This window comes from Metabacillus schmidteae, assembly GCF_903166545.1.
GTDB classification, from domain to species: domain Bacteria; phylum Bacillota; class Bacilli; order Bacillales; family Bacillaceae; genus Metabacillus; species Metabacillus schmidteae.
In genome coordinates this window covers 3,670,630-3,689,533 of record NZ_CAESCH010000001.1, presented here as the reverse complement: position 1 = coordinate 3,689,533, position 18,904 = coordinate 3,670,630, and the positions used below count along the sequence as shown (strand labels likewise).

The following is an 18,904-nucleotide window of genomic DNA, read 5'->3' as shown; positions in this document are numbered from 1 at the left end:
TCGGTAAGTTTTATAATAACATGTTGGAGAAGATTGATTACTAGATGAGTAGAAGAGTTTAGATTAGGGTAGCCGAGAATGAGTGAGTTTAGTTGAGGTTTTTTCTTAAAGGCACAAGTCTACCCAAAAACCGTTCGTGTTTTTGGGTTTTATTTATATTATCTTTTTTTGAAAATATTAAATATTGTGCTAACACAATCTTCAAAAGTTCATAACCTCCTAAATGCTCGTTCTCCAAAAATTATTTGGAGGAGTGAGTTACATTGAATTTTTCTTCTTTTTCCACTTTTTGTGAAGATAGCAAGCATTTTCGCACAATCCCTATTGTAAAAAAATATATTGTGGACACCTTCACACCAATTCAATTATTTCAATTATTTAAGGATGAAGCCGTTTATTTGCTAGAAAGTAAGGACGCTGAATCAGAATGGTCCAGATATTCTTTTATTGGGTTAAACCCGTTTTTATTTATTGAAGAAACTCATGGAGAATTTTCATTATTAAATGAACAGCGTAAAACGATCGCGAAGTCCACTTCCATTACTCAAGTGTTTAAAGATTTACAGAAGCATTTGTCTATTAAATTACCGGAATTGAATATCCCTTTTGTTGGTGGTGCGGTTGGATATATCGGGTACGATACTGTTTCTATTATTGAAAAGGTTGAAAAACATAGAGTAAATGATTTGAATCAACAAAATTGTATGTTCTTTGTATGTGAAACGGTTATTGCATTTGATCATCAGGAAAAACAGCTTTATTTTATTCACTATGAGCGAGTGAATGGTAAAGAAGATGAGGAACATTTAAAAGCTACTTACGAACTTGCTGAAGCAAAACTGAATAAATACGTAAGTATGCTGAAACAAAAACCTCAAGTAGAAAATATGCCACTTGCGGTATCAGACGAATTTGATCTGAATTTTGATGAAATTAAATCAAATTACGAGAAATCGAAGTTCTTAGAAGACGTAGAAAAAGTAAAAGAGTATATCAGAGCTGGTGATATTTTTCAAGGAGTACTATCACAAAGATTTGAAATTCCAATTTCAACAGACGGCTTTTCTCTTTACAGAATTTTGAGAATTGTCAATCCATCTCCGTATCTTTTCTATATTCGAATCAATGATACAGAACTTGTTGGAAGCTCACCAGAAAGATTAATCTACATTCAAAATAAACATTTAGAGATTCATCCGATTGCAGGTACGAGAAGACGCGGAAAAACCATTGAAGAAGACTTGTACTTTGAAGAAGAGCTAAAACATGATGAAAAGGAAAAGGCAGAGCATTATATGCTTGTTGATTTAGCTAGAAATGATTTAGGCAGGGTTGCAGAATATGGATCTGTTAACACGCCAACATTAATGGAAGTAGGCAGGTTTTCACATGTTATGCACTTAATTTCAAAGGTAACGGCAAGTTTAAAAGATGAAATCCACCCTATGGATGCACTTCTTTCATCATTTCCGGCCGGGACAGTTTCCGGTGCACCTAAAATACGTGCTATGCAAATCATTCAGGAGCTCGAACCGACTGCAAGAGGCAGTTATGCTGGGTGTGTAGCATATGTAGGATTTGATGGAAATGTTGATTCATGTATAACGATTAGAACCATAACAGTTAAAAATAATGTTGCCTATGTTCAAGCAGGTGCCGGCATTGTTGTAGACAGTATTCCGGAGCTTGAATGGAAGGAAACATGTAATAAAGCAAGTGCGATGTTAAAGGCTATACAATTAGCAGAAAAAGTTTTTTCTAAGGAGGAGAATTGCGATGAAAGAGCTTCTAGCAAGATGTATTGAGGGAAAAACGTTAACGGAAAAACAAGCCGAAGATGTAATGGACTTAATCATGACAGGTGAGGCGACCCCTAGTCAGATTGCTAGTTTAGTATCGATCATGCGACTTAGAGGAGAAACTGTTGATGAACTGGTAGGATTTACAAAGTCGATGAAAAAGCATATGTCACCCTTAACTTATAAAAGTAATGTCATTGATACATGTGGTACTGGTGGAGACGGGGCTTCTACCTTTAACATATCAACTGCTGCAGCGATTGTTGTATCGTCGTTAAAGGTAAAAGTAGCTAAGCACGGTAACAGGGCAGTTTCCTCAAAAAGCGGAAGTGCAGATGTGCTTGAGAAACTGGGAGTGAATATTCAAACTTCTAAAGAGGAAGCAGTGCAAAGCTTAGATGAACGTCATATGAGTTTTCTCTTTGCTCCTATGTTTCATTCCTCAATGAAGCATGCAGTAGCTCCAAGGAAAGAACTCGGGTTTCGTACAGTATTTAATTTACTAGGCCCTTTATCAAATCCTGCCAATGCGAAACGACAAGTTATTGGTGTCTTTTCGACCGAATATGCTGAAAAAATGGCTGAAGCATTAAAGCGTTTAGGTGCAGAGCATGTTTTGCTTGTTACTGGTCGTGATGGTTTGGACGAAATTTCAATCACAACTGCAACAGATGTTGTTGAATTAAAGAATGGAGAGATTAAAAGGTATGTTCTTCACCCGGAAGATGTGGGGCTAACTAGTGGTACATTAGATGAAATCCAAGTATCTAATTCAGATGAAAGTGCTTTGTTAATTGAAGAGATTCTGAAAGGAAATGGAACAGCAGGTGCTGAAAATATAGTTGCACTTAATGCCGGTGCAGCTTTATATGTTGCTAACCATGTTCCAACATTAGACATGGGTGTGATTTTAGCAAAGGAAGCCATAAAAAATGGTATTGCATACAAGCAATTAAGATCATTACGCTATCAGCAGGAGGAGCATTATGCTTGAACAAATACTTGAAACTAAAAAAGAAGAAGTTAAACAGTTAATCATACCGGAACATGAAGGACTACCACATCGATCTTTTTTACAAGCCTTAAAAAACTCAAATCGTAGGGTAGCGTTAATTGCAGAAGTAAAAAAAGCATCACCTTCAAAGGGGTTAATTAAAGCTGATTTCCATCCGGTTAATATAGCAAAGGCATATGAAAAAGGAGGAGCGGATTGTTTATCCGTTCTTACCGATACTCCTTATTTTCAAGGGAAAAAAGAATACCTTACAGAAGTGAAAAAAGCTGTTAATTTACCAGTTTTGCGTAAGGACTTCATTATAGACTCCAAACAAATAATAGAAGCGAAACACATTGGTGCTGATGCCATATTGTTGATAGGAGAAGCGCTTGAGCCATCTCTATTAAAAGAATTGTATTTTCATGCAGAGGAAATTGGTCTGGATGTTTTAGTTGAAGTACATGATCAGCACCATCTAGAACAGGTTCTAAAGGTGATTACACCGAAAATACTTGGAGTAAACAATCGGAATTTGAAAACATTTGAAACGAATATTCAACAATTAAGTGGAATGATCTCTTCTATTCCACAAGACACAATTCTTGTTAGTGAAAGTGGTATATACACAAATGAGGATTTGAAATTAGTCCACCAATTTGGAGCAAGTGCTGTCTTGGTTGGAGAATCATTAATGAGAAAAGAAGATCAATCAATTGCAATAAAGGAATTGTTCGGAGAGCATGTTTATGAATAAACCTGTTATCAAGTATTGCGGTGTTCAAAGTCTAAATGATTTGAAAGTTGTTTCTCAATCAATTGCTGATTATATTGGATTTATCTTTGCTGAAAGTAAACGAAAGGTTGATCCATTTTATGTGGCAAAATGGTTAAAGGAAGTAAACACAACTAAGAAGGTTGTCGCCGTTTTTGTAAATCCGACTGATGAAGATATAAACTCCGTTTTGGAGCAAGTACCAGTCGATGTAATTCAATTTCACGGAAATGAAACGATCGATCAAATCTCACGGGTTGGTCATTCTTTTGAGGGGCAAATTTGGAAGGCACTTCATCATCATGACGAAACAATTGAAGAGATGGAACTTTATCAATCAGTGATAGATGGTTATGTTATTGACTCAAGGATAAAAGGTCAATGGGGAGGAACAGGTGTAAAGTTTGATTGGAATGCTGTTCCGACATACATTGAAGTCGCTAAGCGGTATAACAAACTTTGTTTGATTGCTGGTGGTGTGAATGAAGAAAATATTAGTGAGCTATTATTACTTCAACCTCAAGGAATTGATTTATCCAGCGGCATTGAAATAGATCAAAAGAAGAGTAACGAAAAGATCCAAAAGATCGAAGAAAGGGTGTTACAGAATGTTGATATATCCAGATGAAAATGGTCGTTACGGAGATTTTGGAGGACGTTTTGTTCCGGAAACGCTTATGACTCCGCTAGCAGAAATTGAACAAGCACATAAAGAAGCAATGAATGATCCGGACTTTCTAGAAGAATATCATCATTTGCTAAAAGAGTATTCAGGTAGACCTACCTCAGTTACTTATGCCGGGAACGTAACCCAAAAATTAGGTGGAGCAAAAATTTATCTGAAGCGTGAAGATTTAAACCATACTGGAGCACATAAAATTAATAATGCAATTGGACAGGTATTATTAGCTAAACGAATGGGAAAAACGAAAGTTATTGCAGAAACAGGAGCAGGACAGCATGGAGTTGCTACAGCAACAGTTGCAGCGAAATTTGGTATGGAATGTAAAGTGTTTATGGGAGAAGAAGATGTTAGACGCCAAGAGTTGAATGTTTTTAGAATGCAGCTTCTCGGTGCTGAGGTAATCCCTGTAACGAGCGGTAATAAAACATTAAAAGATGCAACGAATGAAGCAATGCGCTATTGGGTACAACATTGTTCAGATCATTTTTATATCATTGGTTCTGTAGTAGGCCCGCATCCTTACCCATATATCGTTCGAGAATTTCAGCGTGTAATCGGAGATGAAGCAAAGGATCAATTTTATAATATTGAAGGATCATTACCAACAAAAGTTGTAGCATGTGTTGGAGGAGGAAGTAATGCAATTGGAATGTTCGCCGCTTTTATACCTGAGGAAGTTGAATTAGTGGGTGCTGAAGCAGCAGGAAAAGGTGTTGATACTGATTTACATGCAGCAACAATCACAAAGGGAACAAGAGGGGTTCTTCACGGATCGTTAACATATCTTTTGCAGGATGAATACGGTCAAATTATTGAACCATATTCTATTTCAGCAGGATTAGATTATCCGGGTATAGGACCTGAACATGCACATTTGGCTAGTACAGGTCGTGTGAAATATGAGAGTGTTACAGACCAAGAAGCATTAGATGCATTGGAGCTTCTTGCAAGAGAGGAAGGAATTTTAGCAGCAATAGAATCTGCTCATGCCCTTTCTGCAGCCTTTAATCATGCCAAAGATATGAAGCAAGACGAAAGTATTTTGATTTGCTTATCAGGAAGAGGAGACAAGGATGTTCATACATTAATGGCTCATTATAAGGAGGTAGAAAAAGCATGACCCTTTTTAAGCAGTCGGTAAATACCCAGTTATTCATTCCTTTTATTACAGCAGGAGATCCACATTCTGACGTCACTGTTGATTTGGCGATTGCTCTTCAAGAGGCCGGAGCATCAGCGATAGAATTAGGTATTCCATACTCTGATCCAGTTGCAGACGGGCCGGTTATTCAAAAAGCATCTAGTCGAGCTTTAAAAAATGGTATGAACATTGTAGAAGCTATGAAGCTAGTCCCGAAAATGAGAAAAAAAGGTCTGAACATTCCAATAATACTATTTACGTATTATAATCCTGTGTTACAATTAAACCAGGAATCCTTTTTCGCTTTACTGCGGGAAAATACAATAGACGGTCTGTTAATTCCTGACATTCCTTTTGAGGAGAGTGAGGAATTAAGACAAAAATGTAAGGAACAGTCAATTTCGTTTATTTCTTTAGTCGCTCCTACCTCATCTAGCAGAATTAAGATGATAGCGGAAGCTGCAGAAGGTTTTATATATTGTGTATCCTCATTGGGGGTAACAGGTGTTAGAAAAAGTTTTGATGAAACAATTACATCCTTCTTAGAAGAAGTAAAAAGCTATAGTACTGTCCCGGTGGTAGTTGGTTTTGGTGTATCTTCAAGGGAACAAGTAAACCAGCTCTCAAGTGTTTGTGATGGAGTTGTTGTCGGAAGTGCTCTGGTTGGTGAAATTGAGCGCCTGCAAAAAACTCTATTAAATGAAGCGGACCGTCAACAAGCAATTGAAGAATTTAAAGAGTTTGCCAAAACTTTTGTGTTGGACAACGAGATTCAATTGCTTAAATAAAATTCAAACTTTATGATGTAACAATAGCGTGTATGATCAAGTATTAATGGTACACGAATGTTGTTTACTTATTAAAAAGAGGTGTTTGCTTTGCATGTAAAAGAACAGTTATTAAATCTAAAGCCGTATCAGCCGGGTAAACCTATTGAAGAAGTAAAAAAAGAATTTAATTTATCAAAGGTTGTAAAGCTCGCTTCAAATGAAAATCCTTATGGATGTTCACCAAAAGCTAAACAAGCAATTGTAGATGAACTGGGACAATTAGCGATCTATCCTGACGGATATAGTGCGCTGCTTCGTACGAAATTGGCTGACCACTTAGGGGTAAAAGAGGAACAATTAATTTTTGGAAATGGCTCAGATGAAGTTCTTCAAATTATTTGCCGAGCTTTATTAAACCAAGAAACAAATACAGTTATGGCTACACCAACATTTCCTCAGTACAAGCATAATGCCGTCATAGAAGGTGCTCAAATTAAAGAGGTTCCATTAGTAGATGGTCATCATGATTTAGATGCGATGCTCAATCAAATTGATGAAAAAACAACTGTTGTTTGGGTTTGTACTCCTAATAATCCAACGGGTACTTATATTTCCCGTGAGAGATTGCAAGACTTCATAAACAAGGTACCTAAACATGTATTAATAGTTGTGGATGAGGCTTATTTTGAATACGTAGTCGCAGAAGATTATCCACAAACAATAGAGTGGATTAATGACTACCCAAATATGATGATCCTTCGCACATTTTCGAAAGCGTATGGACTTGCTGCATTACGTGTCGGCTATGGAATTGGAGATGCGGAATTCATTCGTAAGATAGAACCCGCAAGAGAACCTTTTAATACAAGCAGAGTTGCCCAAGTCGCAGCAATAGCAGCTTTAGACGATGCAGAATTTGTAGCTGAATGTCGTGGTAAAAATAAAAAAGGCTTAAAGCAATTTTACGATTTCTGTGAAGAGCTGGGGCTTGAATACTATCAATCAGAAGGAAATTTTATTCTAATCAATTTTAACAGAGATTCTGATGAGGTTTTTCAAGCTTTATTGGAAAAAGGTTATATAGTTCGATCTGGTAAGGCTCTTGGATTTCCAACACACTTACGTATCACAGTTGGAGATACACAGCAAAACGAAGAAATCATTGAGGTATTAAAAGATTTTGTTCAATAAAGGATGAAGAGGGTGCTGGTCTAGTTGAGTGTAAGCTTAAAAGAAGCACCTTCTTTTTACTGAATTCGAAATAATTTATGACTAGCCTCTTAGATGATAGGCCAAAAAAGGTGATTATAATAATGGTTAAAAAAGTATATTTAATAGGTCTTGGGTTAATAGGAGGCTCGATTGCATTATCCATTAAACAAAAAGATCCGTCTATTCACATCATTGGTTTTGATATTAATAAAGAGCAGGCTGCCTTGGCTAGAAGAATAGGTGCGATCGATGAGGTATCTACAGAACTATTTCCTGACTTATCAACAATTGATATGATCTTTCTTTCTACTCCTGTTCAGCAAACATTGAATATTATTGAAGAACTTAAATCTCAACGTTTAAAAAAAGATGTTATTGTAACTGATGTTGGTAGTACAAAAGTAAAGATTGTAGAATGTGCGAATAAACATTTGAATGGGAAAATTAAGTTTATCGGCGGTCATCCTATGGCTGGGTCACACAAATCAGGAATTTTAGCAGCAAAACCACATTTATTTGAAAATGCATTTTACATATTAACTCCTTCTAAATTTGTAACCTCCAATGATGTACAGAGCTTAATAAATGTTCTAGACGGGACAAAAGCCAATTTTATTGAAATGACGCCTGAAGAACATGATGAGGTAACGGGTGTCATTAGTCATTTTCCGCATATTGTTGCAGCTAGTTTAGTGTATCAGGCTAAAAATCATGAGGAAAATTTTCCGCTTGTTAAGAGATTAGCTGCAGGTGGTTTTCGTGATATTACAAGAATTGCATCTAGTAATCCTTCAATGTGGCGAGATATTTTGCTTCATAATAAAGGTCCATTATTAAACTTATTCGACGAGTGGATCATTGAAATGAAGAGAATTAAAGATTTTGTTGAAAAGGAAGAAGATGAGAATCTTTTTACTTATTTTCAACAGGCTAAACAATATCGTGACGGTCTTCCTGAAAAGCAAAAAGGGGCTATTCCTTCCTTTTATGATTTATATGTTGATGTACCTGATTACCCTGGTATTATATCGGAAATTACCGGATACCTGGCAAAGGAAGAAATTAGTTTAACGAATATACGTATTATTGAAACACGTGAAGAAATTTATGGCGTTTTGAGGTTAAGTTTTCAAACTGAAAAGGATCGAGAGCTTGCTATTAAATGTATTAATAAATACTCTTCATATGAAACGTTTATAATGTAATTTTTAAATGAAATGATTCAATAGGATGAATAGAATGGTTGAGGTGGTATTATGGTAGATGTAATAAAATTATCAAAGATCAATCAATTAACTGGTACAATTGAAATTCCCGGTGATAAATCTATTTCTCATCGTGCAGTTATGTTTGGATCAATAGCGAATGGAAAAACAGAAATTTCAAATTTTTTAATGGGTGCAGATTGTTTAAGTACTGTATCATGTTTTAGAAAAATGGGTGTATCAATTGATATTAAAGAAGGCCATGTTACGGTTGAAGGAAATGGGTTTACTGGCTTAAAAGAACCTTCAGATATTTTGGATGTTGGTAACTCAGGAACAACGACAAGATTGATGATGGGAATATTGGCAGGAGCACCTTTTCACTCATGTGTGATCGGAGATGAGTCAATAGCAAAAAGACCGATGTCTCGAGTAACAAACCCTTTAAGAATGATGGGGGCAAAAATTGATGGTAGAGAAGATGGACAGTTTACACCACTAGCAATTAGAGGTGGTAACTTGCAAGCAATAGATTACAATTCACCAGTTGCGAGTGCACAGGTAAAATCAGCTATTCTGTTAGCAGGCTTAAATACGAACAATGAGGAAACAAAGGTTACTGAACCTCATAAATCCAGGGACCATACTGAGAGAATGCTAAGAGCATTTGGTGTGGATGTGAAGGAAGATGAATACTCTGCTTCCGTTGTAGGTGGACAATCCTTAAAAGCAACAAATATTTTTGTTCCAGGCGATATTTCATCTGCTGCCTTTTTCCTCGTTGCAGGAGCTATTGTTCCTAATAGTGAGATCTTATTAAAAAATGTTGGGATTAATCCAACACGGACTGGTATTTTAGATGTTTTAGAAAAAATGGGCGCTACAATTGAAGTTACCCTTAAAGAGGGCCACACTTTTGAACCAGTAGCAGATATTCTCATCAAAACTTCTTCACTAAAAGGAACTACAATTAGCGGAGATCTTATTCCTAAATTGATTGATGAAATACCTGTCATTGCTCTATTAGCTTCACAAGCTGAGGGAGAAACAATTATAAAAGATGCAAGTGAATTAAAAGTAAAAGAAACAAATCGTATTGATACAGTTGTTGGTGAATTGAGAAAAATTGGTGCATCTATTGAAGCAACTGACGATGGGATGATAATTACTGGGAAAACGAAGCTAAAAGGGAACGCTACAGTATCTAGCCATGGTGATCATCGAATTGGAATGATGCTTGCAATTGCATCCTGTATTACGGAAGCACCAATTGAATTAGAAAACGTAGGCGCAATCGATGTTTCATACCCTACATTCTTTGAACATTTAGATTCCTTAGCTAAATAATAATAGAACCCTTCAAACGATTTGAAGGGTTCTTTACTTTTTAAATAAGAAATAAAAACACAGCTAAATATATATCGATCCCAAACGAAATTATGGACATTCAAAAGACATAAAATTTCGTTTTTCATCATAGCTTGTCTTAAGAAGATGAAAGGAGGGGACATAATATATGTGTTATATTATGGACAGAGTTGGTATACTGAAAAATGATCGTATCGAACAGGCTACATTATTAGTAAACCAAAATAAAATTGAATTTATGCGGCAGTCGATGGATAATATCAAGTATATGAGAATGGATTTAAGTTCTTATTTGATAACCCCTGGCTATGTTATGCTCGATTTTTCTCTTCATTCATTACTTCCTTTTCAAGACTTTAAGCAAAAAATTATTGAATTTTTAAAAAAGGGCTGTACTTCCCTATTAACTGTTGTCGACGTAAAGTATGAAAAAGAATTAGCATCCATGGTAAAACAACGCAGACATTTAATGATTAATTCTCCGATTGATTATTATATGGCAATTAAGCTTCCCTTAAAGAGTCTAAATCAGTCGATGTTAAGAAAATGTAAACAACAGCAGATTTCGATCGTTTTTGTTGAAATTAACAAGGATGATAGACTGGATTTGATATCCTGGGGTTGGATAAGAGATGCAATGTTTTCTAACCCAATTACACTCATACCATATATGACTGATGAGTCATTGTCTCCCTTTAAAAAACAAAGAACCTTACAGAACTGGAACCGGGTCGTCAAAGAACATCGTATTTCGTCATTACATGAATACTTAGAAGAGGGTACACCTCTTACAAAAGATATACTTATGAGATTAGGGATCTACCCAGTTAAAGGCGATATTCGGATTGGAAGTAATTTAAACTATAATTTGTACAAAGTAAATGAGCTTAAATACAATATTGATGGTAAACCAATGATTAAGCAAAATGAAATCTTACCTACTTTCACTTCTCATAATGGAAGGCTTATAAATGTAAATGGTGACATCTCATTCCTTCCAGGAAAAGGGGAAGAATGTTTTATAACCATTTCAGGTCGTTTTATACCACAATCAGCTTCATTTTGATGTATGATATAAACAGAAAATAAATATAGCAATTGAAACATCAAATACCAATTCATTGGTCAGGAAAGGATCGTTTATGTTTAATCAAGTATTAACTGAAGCAATAAACCTCGTAAATAAAGGAGAAACAGAACAAGGACTGACTCTTTTAGAAAACATAACACCTACGTTACATGATGAAGAAAAACTTCAATTAGCAGATCAGTATTATCAGTGGGGTATAATAGATAAAGCACATGAAATAATTGAAGAACTTCATTTTTTATACCCTGATGAGATTCAAATCACATTGTTTTTGGCAGAGCTTAAAATTGACTTGGAAAATGAAGAAGATGCGATCGCTCTATTAAATATGATTTCTAAAGATGACGAATCATATCCACATGCTTTACTCCTATTAGCAGATTTATATCAAATGCAAGGCCTACCTGAGGTAAGTGAGCAAAAACTAAAGGAGGCAAAAGAAATATTGCCAGAAGAACCTGTACTTGATTTTGCTCTGGGGGAGTTATATTTCCATCAAGCACAATATAAACATGCTATTTCTTACTATCAAGAGCTTTTAGAAGAACATAACATGATTTCAGGTGTGAACCTCCATCAAAGATTGGCAGAATGTCTAAGTGCAAATGGACAGTTTGAAGAAGCACTTGAACATTACAGGCATACTGTAGATGCTCAAGAAGATGCTGATACACTTTTTGGTTATGGATTTACTGCATATCAAGGGGGATTCTACAAAACAGCCATACAACAGTTCTTATCCTTAAAAGAGGCTGATCCACACTATACATCACTTTACCTATATTTAGCGAAGGCATATGAACATGAAAGCTTATTAGAAGAAAGTCTTGAAGCGGTTCAAGAAGGTTTAAAGGTGGATGAATACAACAAAGATCTATACTTATTTGGTGGGAAAATAGCGATTAAGCTAGGTCAAATCCAAATTGCAGAGGATTTATTACGTGAATCCTTGGCAATAGATCCGGGACATATAGAAGCAGCGATTACATTATCACATATTTTTCTCCAGGATGAACGTTATGACGATGTAGTTGACCTTATCACTGAAATTAAAAAGTATGGTGAAGATGATCCACAATTTGAGTGGAACTTAGCCCGAGCTTATCATCAAAAAGAAGAATATACACAGGCATTAAAACATTATGACCTTGCATATACTTTTTTCAAGGATCAACGAGACTTCTTACAGGAATATGGCTATTTCTTGTTAGAAGAAGGAAGAAGAAAGCAAGCTAAAGAAGTTTTTCAAGAAATTTTGAAACAAGACCCTTCAAATGTCGAAATCGATGAGATTTTGCTACAATTAGAAGATGAGTTTTAATGGAAAAGAGAAGGATTTTATTTTTATTTTGTGGAATTATCAAAGTAGGAATAAACTCAAATTGCAGAGGAGGGAATAGTATGGTGGCCCCTGTATCTGTCCATGAAAAGAAAGACTTCATCAGGTGGTTTCTAAATCATTATCAATTAAAAAGAAGAGAATGCGTGTGGATTTTAAATTATTTAATGAGTCATGATACTTTGATGGAAAAAGTTCATTTTGTTGAGCAGGCCCAATACTGCCCAAGAGGCATTATAATGTCCACGCATTGCGTTGAAGAAGTTCCATTCCGTTTTTATAAAGAAAACGTTATGACAACAGATGCTGAAAAATCGTTTCATGATATTAGACTAAATAAAGACGAAGAGCTTTTCATTCAGCTAAATTTTCGATCTGCCTATCAGTCACCACAATATGCAGCAGTACTCGAATCAAATCCATACATGCCGGAACATTTAAATGAGAATGAAAAAGATAAAGAAATAGCAGAACAAATACTTAAGCATTCCATTCATCGTTTTCAAAAAGAAAAGCTTCTCCATTTAATTGATAAAGCACTTGATCAGCAAGACAAAGAAACATTTCAGAAATTAACTGCTCAATTAAATCAATTAAAAAATTTATAGTGTACCTTATGGTAGCTCTTATGAGATTGTCACAAAGACAAAAATCGTTAGTGTCTTAAGTGATTAACTTAGTAAGAGCTACTTTTTTATTTTGGCCTGTTATAAAGAGATTGGAGTAATTTATGGGAAAGAATTTGATTAAATAGTGATTACAGTATAAAACATGCTTTTGTCTATTGAGAGAGTGCGTGTTGCTATTTAGCTTTAATTTAACAAATTTCCATACAAGCTTTATAATAAGAGTATAAATATGATTGCAAATAGGGAGATGAAGAAGTTGAAATGGGTATCCAATGATGTAGATTCATATAATCAAGCTAAGGAGTACATAGATACGGCAATAGTACCATTAATGGCTGTTTCAATCGGTTCAGAAATGAAAAATATCGTCGCAAAAGGTGAATTCATCACTCTGGTTAGCACAGACCTTGAAAGACAGCTGAAGGGAAGAGTATTCCTGTTCCCATCCTATTCTTACTTAAAAAAATCAGAAAATGTGATTGAAAATTTGATAGAGTGGAAAACTGAATTACAACAAGAATTTAAACATGTATTCTTCTTAACAAGTGAAGATGATTTGAAAAAGATGAAGAATGAACATTTGGAGGGAGAATTAATATGGCTTCCAACAATACCTCTTGAGCATATGGACGATAACTTAAAAAGAAAGCTGTTACAAGATCAAGTAGAACAAATTTTGAACATTTTATTACAATCTTGGAATAAATCATAAAAACCTTTTCATTTCCAGGAGAAGAAAACAGGATTTTATTGACCTCATGGAAAGATTGATATATCATGAGTATGTCCTAGTTTTATATATCATTTCCGTATGTCCGGGAACGGACAGAGCTTAAGATAGAGGGGGGAAAATGATGAGCGAGAAAAAACATCGAGTTTCTAGACGTCAATTCTTAAACTATACGCTTACCGGTGTAGGCGGTTTCATGGCCGCAGGTATGTTAATGCCAATGGTCCGCTTTGCACTTGACCCTGTGCTCCGACCAGCAGAGGAAACCGATCTGGTTCAAGTAGTAAAGGTTGACGAAATCACGGAAGAACCTCAACGCTTTGACTTTAAAATCAAACAAAAAGATGCTTGGTATGAATCAGAAGAAACAAAATCAGCTTGGGTTTTTAAGGAAGGCGATAAAATTACAGCCCTTTCACCAATCTGTAAGCATCTGGGATGTACAGTAGGTTGGAACAATGATCCAAAGAATCCGAACAAATTTTTCTGTCCATGTCATTATGGTTTATATGACAAAGACGGTACAAATGTTCCTGGAACACCGCCTCTTGCACCACTTGATGTTTATACTCAACAAGTTAAAGACGGATATTTATTCTTAGGTAAAGCAAAACCACGAGGGGAGGCGTAATCAATTGCTTAACAAAATTTATGATTGGGTTGACGAACGATTAGATATTACGCCTATGTGGCGCGATATTGCTGACCATGAAGTTCCAGAACACGTAAACCCTGCACATCATTTTTCTGCCTTTGTATACTGCTTTGGCGGATTAACGTTTTTTGTTACCGTTATACAAGTACTTTCTGGAATGTTTTTAACGATGTATTATGTTCCGGATATTAAAAATGCTTGGGAATCAGTTTTTTATCTTCAAAATGAAGTAGCATTCGGACAAATTGTTCGTGGTATGCACCATTGGGGAGCAAGTCTTGTTATTGTTATGATGTTCTTACATACACTTCGTGTCTTTTTCCAAGGAGCATATAAAAAACCTCGTGAATTAAACTGGGTAGTTGGTGTACTTATTTTCTTTGTTATGCTTGGACTCGGTTTAACAGGTTATTTATTACCATGGGATATGAAAGCATTATTTGCTACAAAAGTTACACTGCAAATTGCAGAATCTGTACCATTAATTGGACCAACAGTTAAGACATTGTTATCAGGACATCCGGACATTGTAGGTGCTCAAACACTTACTCGTTTCTTTGCTATCCATGTCTTTTTCCTACCTGCTGCATTATTCGGTCTAATGGCAGCTCACTTTATTATGATACGAAAGCAAGGTATTTCTGGTCCACTATAAGAAGAAACACATATTTTCAATCATGTGTAATTTTATTTATTATATCGGAAACCACCTTAGTAAGGAGGGGAAATCATGCATCGCGGAAAAGGTATGAAATTTGTCGGTGACTCTCGTATTTCAGCTGAGAGAAAGCCTAATATTCCGAAGGACTATTCGGAATATCCAGGAAAAACGGAAGCATTCTGGCCAAACTTCCTTCTTAAGGAGTGGTTGGTTGGTGCCGTTTTCTTAATCGGTTTTTTATGTTTAACAATAGCGCATCCATCACCGCTTGAACGTGTAGCAGATCCAACGGATGCAGGCTATATTCCATTACCAGACTGGTATTTCTTATTCTTATACCAATTGTTAAAATATTCGTTTGCATCTGGTCCATATACAGTAATTGGAGCAATCGTCATTCCAGGTCTTGCATTCGGTGCATTAATGTTAGCACCTTTCCTTGATCGTGGACCTGAACGTCGTCCCGCAAAGCGTCCTGTTGCGGTTGGTATGATGATTCTTGGTGTAGCAGCAACATTCTTCTTAACTTGGGAATCAGTTGCAACACACGATTGGGAAGCAGCAGCTGAACAAGGGAAAATTAAGGCTGAAGCGGAAATTGACAAAGAATCTGAAGGGTATGCACTTTATCAAGAGCAAGGTTGTATTTCTTGTCATGGTGATAATCTAGAAGGTGGAGCAGCTGGTAAAGCGCTTGTTGATAATGGATTAGAACCGGATAAAATCGCAGATATTGCGAAAAACGGTCAAGGAAGCATGCCTGCTGGAGTATTTAAAGGTACTGACGAAGAATTAAAGGTACTATCAGAATTTATCTCTGGTGTTACTTCAAAATAAAAGCTGACATTTGTCAGCTTTTTTTTGATAAAATCACAATGGTAAGAAGTTTTAGTAAGTTAGAAAATATTACTCTAAGTTTGGTGTGTGGAATTTATGAAATTATTCCAATATTTTTTAGGACAGAAACCAATCATATTTATCATGTTCATCATTAATTTGTTAGGTACGGCTTACGGTTATTATTGGTACAGATATCAATTGGAGGAAACACCTGCCCACTTTTATATATTTGTTCCTGATAGCCCGACAGCAAGTTTATTTTTCCTCATTGTATTGCTTGCCTTCTTATTCAAGCGGAATTTGCCTGTTATTGAAGCTTTAGCGATTGTCACGTTATTTAAGTATGGAATATGGGCTGTCATTATGAACCTGCTTGTATTAGCTGTAAACGGTACTTTACCGTGGGAAGGCTATATGCTTATAGCTTCTCATTTTGGCATGGCCGTTCAGGGCTTACTTTATTCTCCTTATTACCGGTTTAAATCATGGCATTTAATTGTGGCTGCCATTTGGACTTTACATAATGATGTCATTGACTATGTATTTGGCATGATGCCCCGTTATAGTGTTTTAATGGATTATATCAATGAAATAGGCTATATGACATTCTGGTTAAGTTTAATATCTCTAGGAATAGCCTATTATTTAGTCGTGAAAAATCAATCAAAACAGTTGGAATTAGCCTAGTGTTTATATGCTAGGTTTTTTGTTTTTCTAAGTGTGTAAAAATTTATTTAACAGAAAAATAGTTGGTCTAACCTTGTCCCAATGAACATACTTTTTAAATAGATGTTCGAGGGGGGACAAGGATGAAGAAACTATTTTTTGCAATTATGATTAGTTTGTTGCTGATACATATAAAACCAGTACTTGCAGATGAAGCGTATGACTGGAAATCGCTAAATAAGATAGCTGACACTGCCTTACAACTAGCTAAACAAGAACGCTTTAACGAGTCTGCCCAACTACTCGAGTACTTTGCTGTGAAATTTGAAGAAATCCCGGTAGATCGACAAGTTCTTTCACTTGATCACTATCGTACTCTATCGAATACCCATCAAAATGCACAAGAGCTGTTATTGGACAATAAAGTAAGTTCAACCGAAAAGGTGAGATCCTTAACAAAGTTTCGCTTAGTTGTTGATGCAATGGTCTCGGAGCATCAACCATTATGGAGTTCTATGGAAGCATCCATCATGGAGACTTTTTCTCAAATGAAAAGTGATGTACAAGAAGGGGATAATCAATCATTTCAACATGATTTTAATGAATTTCTTGCACTTTATGAAGTAATATATCCTAGTATACAAGTCGATCTTGATAATCAACGGATAAAACGAATGGACGAATATATCTCAGTTGTAGAAAATCAACTTTTTCAAGAGATTCCGGAAACGAGTCAAGCAAAACAATTAGCTGATATGGAAGTAGAATTAAAAGCAATTTTTGAAAGAGTAAAAGAGGATGAAGCTGATCCATCATTATTATGGGTCATGATTTCAACAGGGAGTATCATCCTGCTGGCATTATCTTACGCAGGTGTTAGAAAATATCGAGGTGAAAAAGAAAGACTTCCGAAACGAGAAATAAATAATAGTAAAGAATAAGTAATTGGTAAAAAAGAGAGTGAGGTCATTCACTCTCTTTTAACATGCTTATCTTGGTAATGGTTTTTTATTTTCATCTAATGTGAATCCTTCACCCAATACATCATGGACATCACTAACAGCTACAAATGCATGAGGGTCAACAGATGTAATAACACTTTTTAAACGAACAATTTCATTTTTCCCAACAACACAATAAAGAACATTAAGGTCTTGCTTTGAAAACGACCCTTGTCCTTTTAAAACTGTTACCCCTCGATCCATTTCCTTCATGATTTTAGATGAAATTTCTTCAGGGAGATTTGAGATAATCGTAGCACCTTTGGCTGCATATGCCCCCTCCTGCATAAAGTCAATCACTTTGGCACCAACAAATACAGCTACAAGTGTATACATTGCCTCTTTATATGACAGGTATGCGATCAATGACACCGTGATAACACATAAATCAAATAAAAACATTGTTTTTCCCATACTCCAACCAATGTAACGATGTGCTAATCTGGCAATGATATCGACACCACCTGTTGTTCCCCCATATCGGAAGATCGTTCCCAGCCCTACACCAATTGAGACACCAGCAAATAACGCGGCCAATGTAAGATCGTCTTTTAATGGCATATGAATTTGGTATCTTTGGAAAATCCATAAATAGACAGATAAACTAACAGTTCCAATGATTGTGTAAACAAAAGATGTCTTACCTAACACCCGCCAACCGATTATAAAGAGGGGGATGTTCAAGACTAGGTTTGAAATGGAAGGGTCAATATGAAAAAGGAAAAAAAGCAATAGTGTGATTCCTGTAAATCCGCCCTCTGCCAGGTTGTTTTGAATGTTAAAGTGAACAAGTCCGAAACCAAAGATACCTGATCCAATCAAAATAAATAAGATGTTTTTTATTCTAAGATCCTGCAGCATGTTCCACCTCCGGTAATACATCACAGCGTAAATATTATAGTTGATAGAATGTCAAGGTGCAAATTTTGAGAAATTCATGACGAAATAATTGTAAATTTAAGATGTATTAGCTAACATTGAATAGAAAAGATGAGGTGATAAAAGTGGAGAATAAGTCTATGAAGGACCTTCAAAAAGAAGTAGATGATTATATTGGTCAATTTAAAGAAGGGTATTTTTCACCATTAGCCATGATGGCTAGAATTACTGAAGAGGTTGGAGAATTAGCTAGAGAAATAAATCACTCCTATGGTGAAAAACCTAAGAAATCATCTGAAGAAGAAAAAAAGATCGAGGAAGAAATAGGTGATGTTTTGTTTGTCCTTATTTGCCTTGCTAATTCTTTACATATAGATTTAGAACAGGCCCATAATCTAGTCATGGAAAAGTTTAATACTAGAGACAAGGACCGTTGGACAAGAAAAGAAAATTAAAGGAGTTTTA

20 protein-coding genes are annotated in these 18,904 nt (G+C 35.7%); 19 read left to right on the top strand and 1 reads right to left on the bottom strand.

Annotated elements, in window-relative coordinates:
• Positions 1-263: 263 nt before the first annotated feature.
• The 18 genes from trpE (at position 264) to ypjB (ending at position 17,500) form a co-directional block, all read left to right on the top strand.
• Positions 264-1,805, top strand: a complete 1,542-nt coding sequence (gene trpE / locus HWV59_RS17955) for an anthranilate synthase component I (RefSeq protein WP_102229209.1) — start codon at positions 264-266, stop codon at positions 1,803-1,805.
• Positions 1,777-2,793, top strand: a complete 1,017-nt coding sequence (gene trpD / locus HWV59_RS17950) for an anthranilate phosphoribosyltransferase (RefSeq protein WP_175639705.1) — start codon at positions 1,777-1,779, stop codon at positions 2,791-2,793. Before trpE ends, trpD begins: the two co-directional genes overlap by 29 nt.
• On the top strand, positions 2,786-3,550 hold the full coding sequence (gene trpC / locus HWV59_RS17945; protein ID WP_175639704.1) for an indole-3-glycerol phosphate synthase TrpC: 765 nt from the start codon (positions 2,786-2,788) through the stop codon (positions 3,548-3,550). Before trpD ends, trpC begins: the two co-directional genes overlap by 8 nt.
• Complete coding sequence (locus HWV59_RS17940) at positions 3,543-4,196, top strand: phosphoribosylanthranilate isomerase (RefSeq protein WP_175639703.1); 654 nt, start codon at positions 3,543-3,545, stop codon at positions 4,194-4,196. The genes trpC and HWV59_RS17940 overlap by 8 nt, the downstream gene beginning before the upstream one ends.
• Positions 4,177-5,373 (top strand): tryptophan synthase subunit beta, encoded by a 1,197-nt coding sequence (gene trpB, locus HWV59_RS17935; protein ID WP_175639702.1) that lies wholly within the window; start codon positions 4,177-4,179, stop codon positions 5,371-5,373. Before HWV59_RS17940 ends, trpB begins: the two co-directional genes overlap by 20 nt.
• Positions 5,370-6,182, top strand: coding sequence for a tryptophan synthase subunit alpha (trpA, locus tag HWV59_RS17930; protein WP_175639701.1), 813 nt, complete (start codon positions 5,370-5,372; stop codon positions 6,180-6,182). Before trpB ends, trpA begins: the two co-directional genes overlap by 4 nt.
• Before the next feature lie 90 nt (positions 6,183-6,272).
• Positions 6,273-7,355 (top strand): histidinol-phosphate transaminase, encoded by a 1,083-nt coding sequence (gene hisC / locus HWV59_RS17925; protein ID WP_102229203.1) that lies wholly within the window; start codon positions 6,273-6,275, stop codon positions 7,353-7,355.
• A 122-nt stretch (positions 7,356-7,477) separates the two neighbouring features.
• Positions 7,478-8,581: a prephenate dehydrogenase gene (locus HWV59_RS17920; RefSeq protein WP_175639700.1), complete on the top strand. Its 1,104-nt coding sequence runs from the start codon at positions 7,478-7,480 to the stop codon at positions 8,579-8,581.
• A gap of 63 nt (positions 8,582-8,644) precedes the next feature.
• On the top strand, positions 8,645-9,928 hold the full coding sequence (gene aroA / locus HWV59_RS17915) for a 3-phosphoshikimate 1-carboxyvinyltransferase (protein WP_175640108.1): 1,284 nt from the start codon (positions 8,645-8,647) through the stop codon (positions 9,926-9,928).
• 169 nt (positions 9,929-10,097) lie between these two features.
• The gene (locus HWV59_RS17910; protein WP_175639699.1) at positions 10,098-11,015 is read left to right on the top strand and encodes a hypothetical protein; all 918 of its coding nucleotides are present in this window, start codon (positions 10,098-10,100) and stop codon (positions 11,013-11,015) included.
• Between the two features lie 76 nt (positions 11,016-11,091).
• Positions 11,092-12,360 carry a tetratricopeptide repeat protein gene (locus tag HWV59_RS17905; RefSeq protein WP_175639698.1) on the top strand — a complete coding sequence of 423 codons (1,269 nt, stop codon included), beginning with the start codon at positions 11,092-11,094 and terminating at the stop codon, positions 12,358-12,360.
• 80 nt (positions 12,361-12,440) lie between these two features.
• A complete protein-coding gene (locus HWV59_RS17900) occupies positions 12,441-12,986 on the top strand; it encodes a ReoY family proteolytic degradation factor (RefSeq protein WP_102229199.1) in 546 nt (181 codons plus the stop codon).
• 268 nt (positions 12,987-13,254) lie between these two features.
• Positions 13,255-13,719 carry a YpiF family protein gene (locus HWV59_RS17895; protein WP_235991843.1) on the top strand — a complete coding sequence of 155 codons (465 nt, stop codon included), beginning with the start codon at positions 13,255-13,257 and terminating at the stop codon, positions 13,717-13,719.
• Between the two features lie 142 nt (positions 13,720-13,861).
• On the top strand, positions 13,862-14,368 hold the full coding sequence (locus HWV59_RS17890) for a QcrA and Rieske domain-containing protein (RefSeq protein ID WP_102229198.1): 507 nt from the start codon (positions 13,862-13,864) through the stop codon (positions 14,366-14,368).
• A 4-nt stretch (positions 14,369-14,372) separates the two neighbouring features.
• Positions 14,373-15,047 carry a menaquinol-cytochrome c reductase cytochrome b subunit gene (gene qcrB / locus HWV59_RS17885; protein ID WP_026560195.1) on the top strand — a complete coding sequence of 225 codons (675 nt, stop codon included), beginning with the start codon at positions 14,373-14,375 and terminating at the stop codon, positions 15,045-15,047.
• Between the two features lie 75 nt (positions 15,048-15,122).
• Entirely contained in the window at positions 15,123-15,890 is a 768-nt protein-coding gene (locus tag HWV59_RS17880; RefSeq protein WP_102229197.1) for a menaquinol-cytochrome c reductase cytochrome b/c subunit, read from the top strand.
• 96 nt (positions 15,891-15,986) lie between these two features.
• Complete coding sequence (gene lhaT, locus HWV59_RS17875; RefSeq protein ID WP_175639697.1) at positions 15,987-16,580, top strand: lipoprotein heptaprenylglyceryl N-acetyltransferase LhaT; 594 nt, start codon at positions 15,987-15,989, stop codon at positions 16,578-16,580.
• 122 nt (positions 16,581-16,702) lie between these two features.
• Positions 16,703-17,500 carry a sporulation protein YpjB gene (ypjB, locus tag HWV59_RS17870; protein ID WP_102229195.1) on the top strand — a complete coding sequence of 266 codons (798 nt, stop codon included), beginning with the start codon at positions 16,703-16,705 and terminating at the stop codon, positions 17,498-17,500.
• Positions 17,501-17,548: 48 nt separating this feature from the next.
• On the opposite strand, the gene HWV59_RS17865 is transcribed toward ypjB, so the two are convergent.
• Entirely contained in the window at positions 17,549-18,421 is an 873-nt protein-coding gene (locus HWV59_RS17865; protein ID WP_102229194.1) for a YitT family protein, read from the bottom strand.
• 158 nt (positions 18,422-18,579) lie between these two features.
• On the opposite strand from HWV59_RS17865, the gene HWV59_RS17860 reads away from it, so the two are divergent.
• Positions 18,580-18,894, top strand: coding sequence for a nucleotide pyrophosphohydrolase (locus HWV59_RS17860; RefSeq protein ID WP_102229193.1), 315 nt, complete (start codon positions 18,580-18,582; stop codon positions 18,892-18,894).
• Positions 18,895-18,904 lie beyond the last annotated feature (10 nt).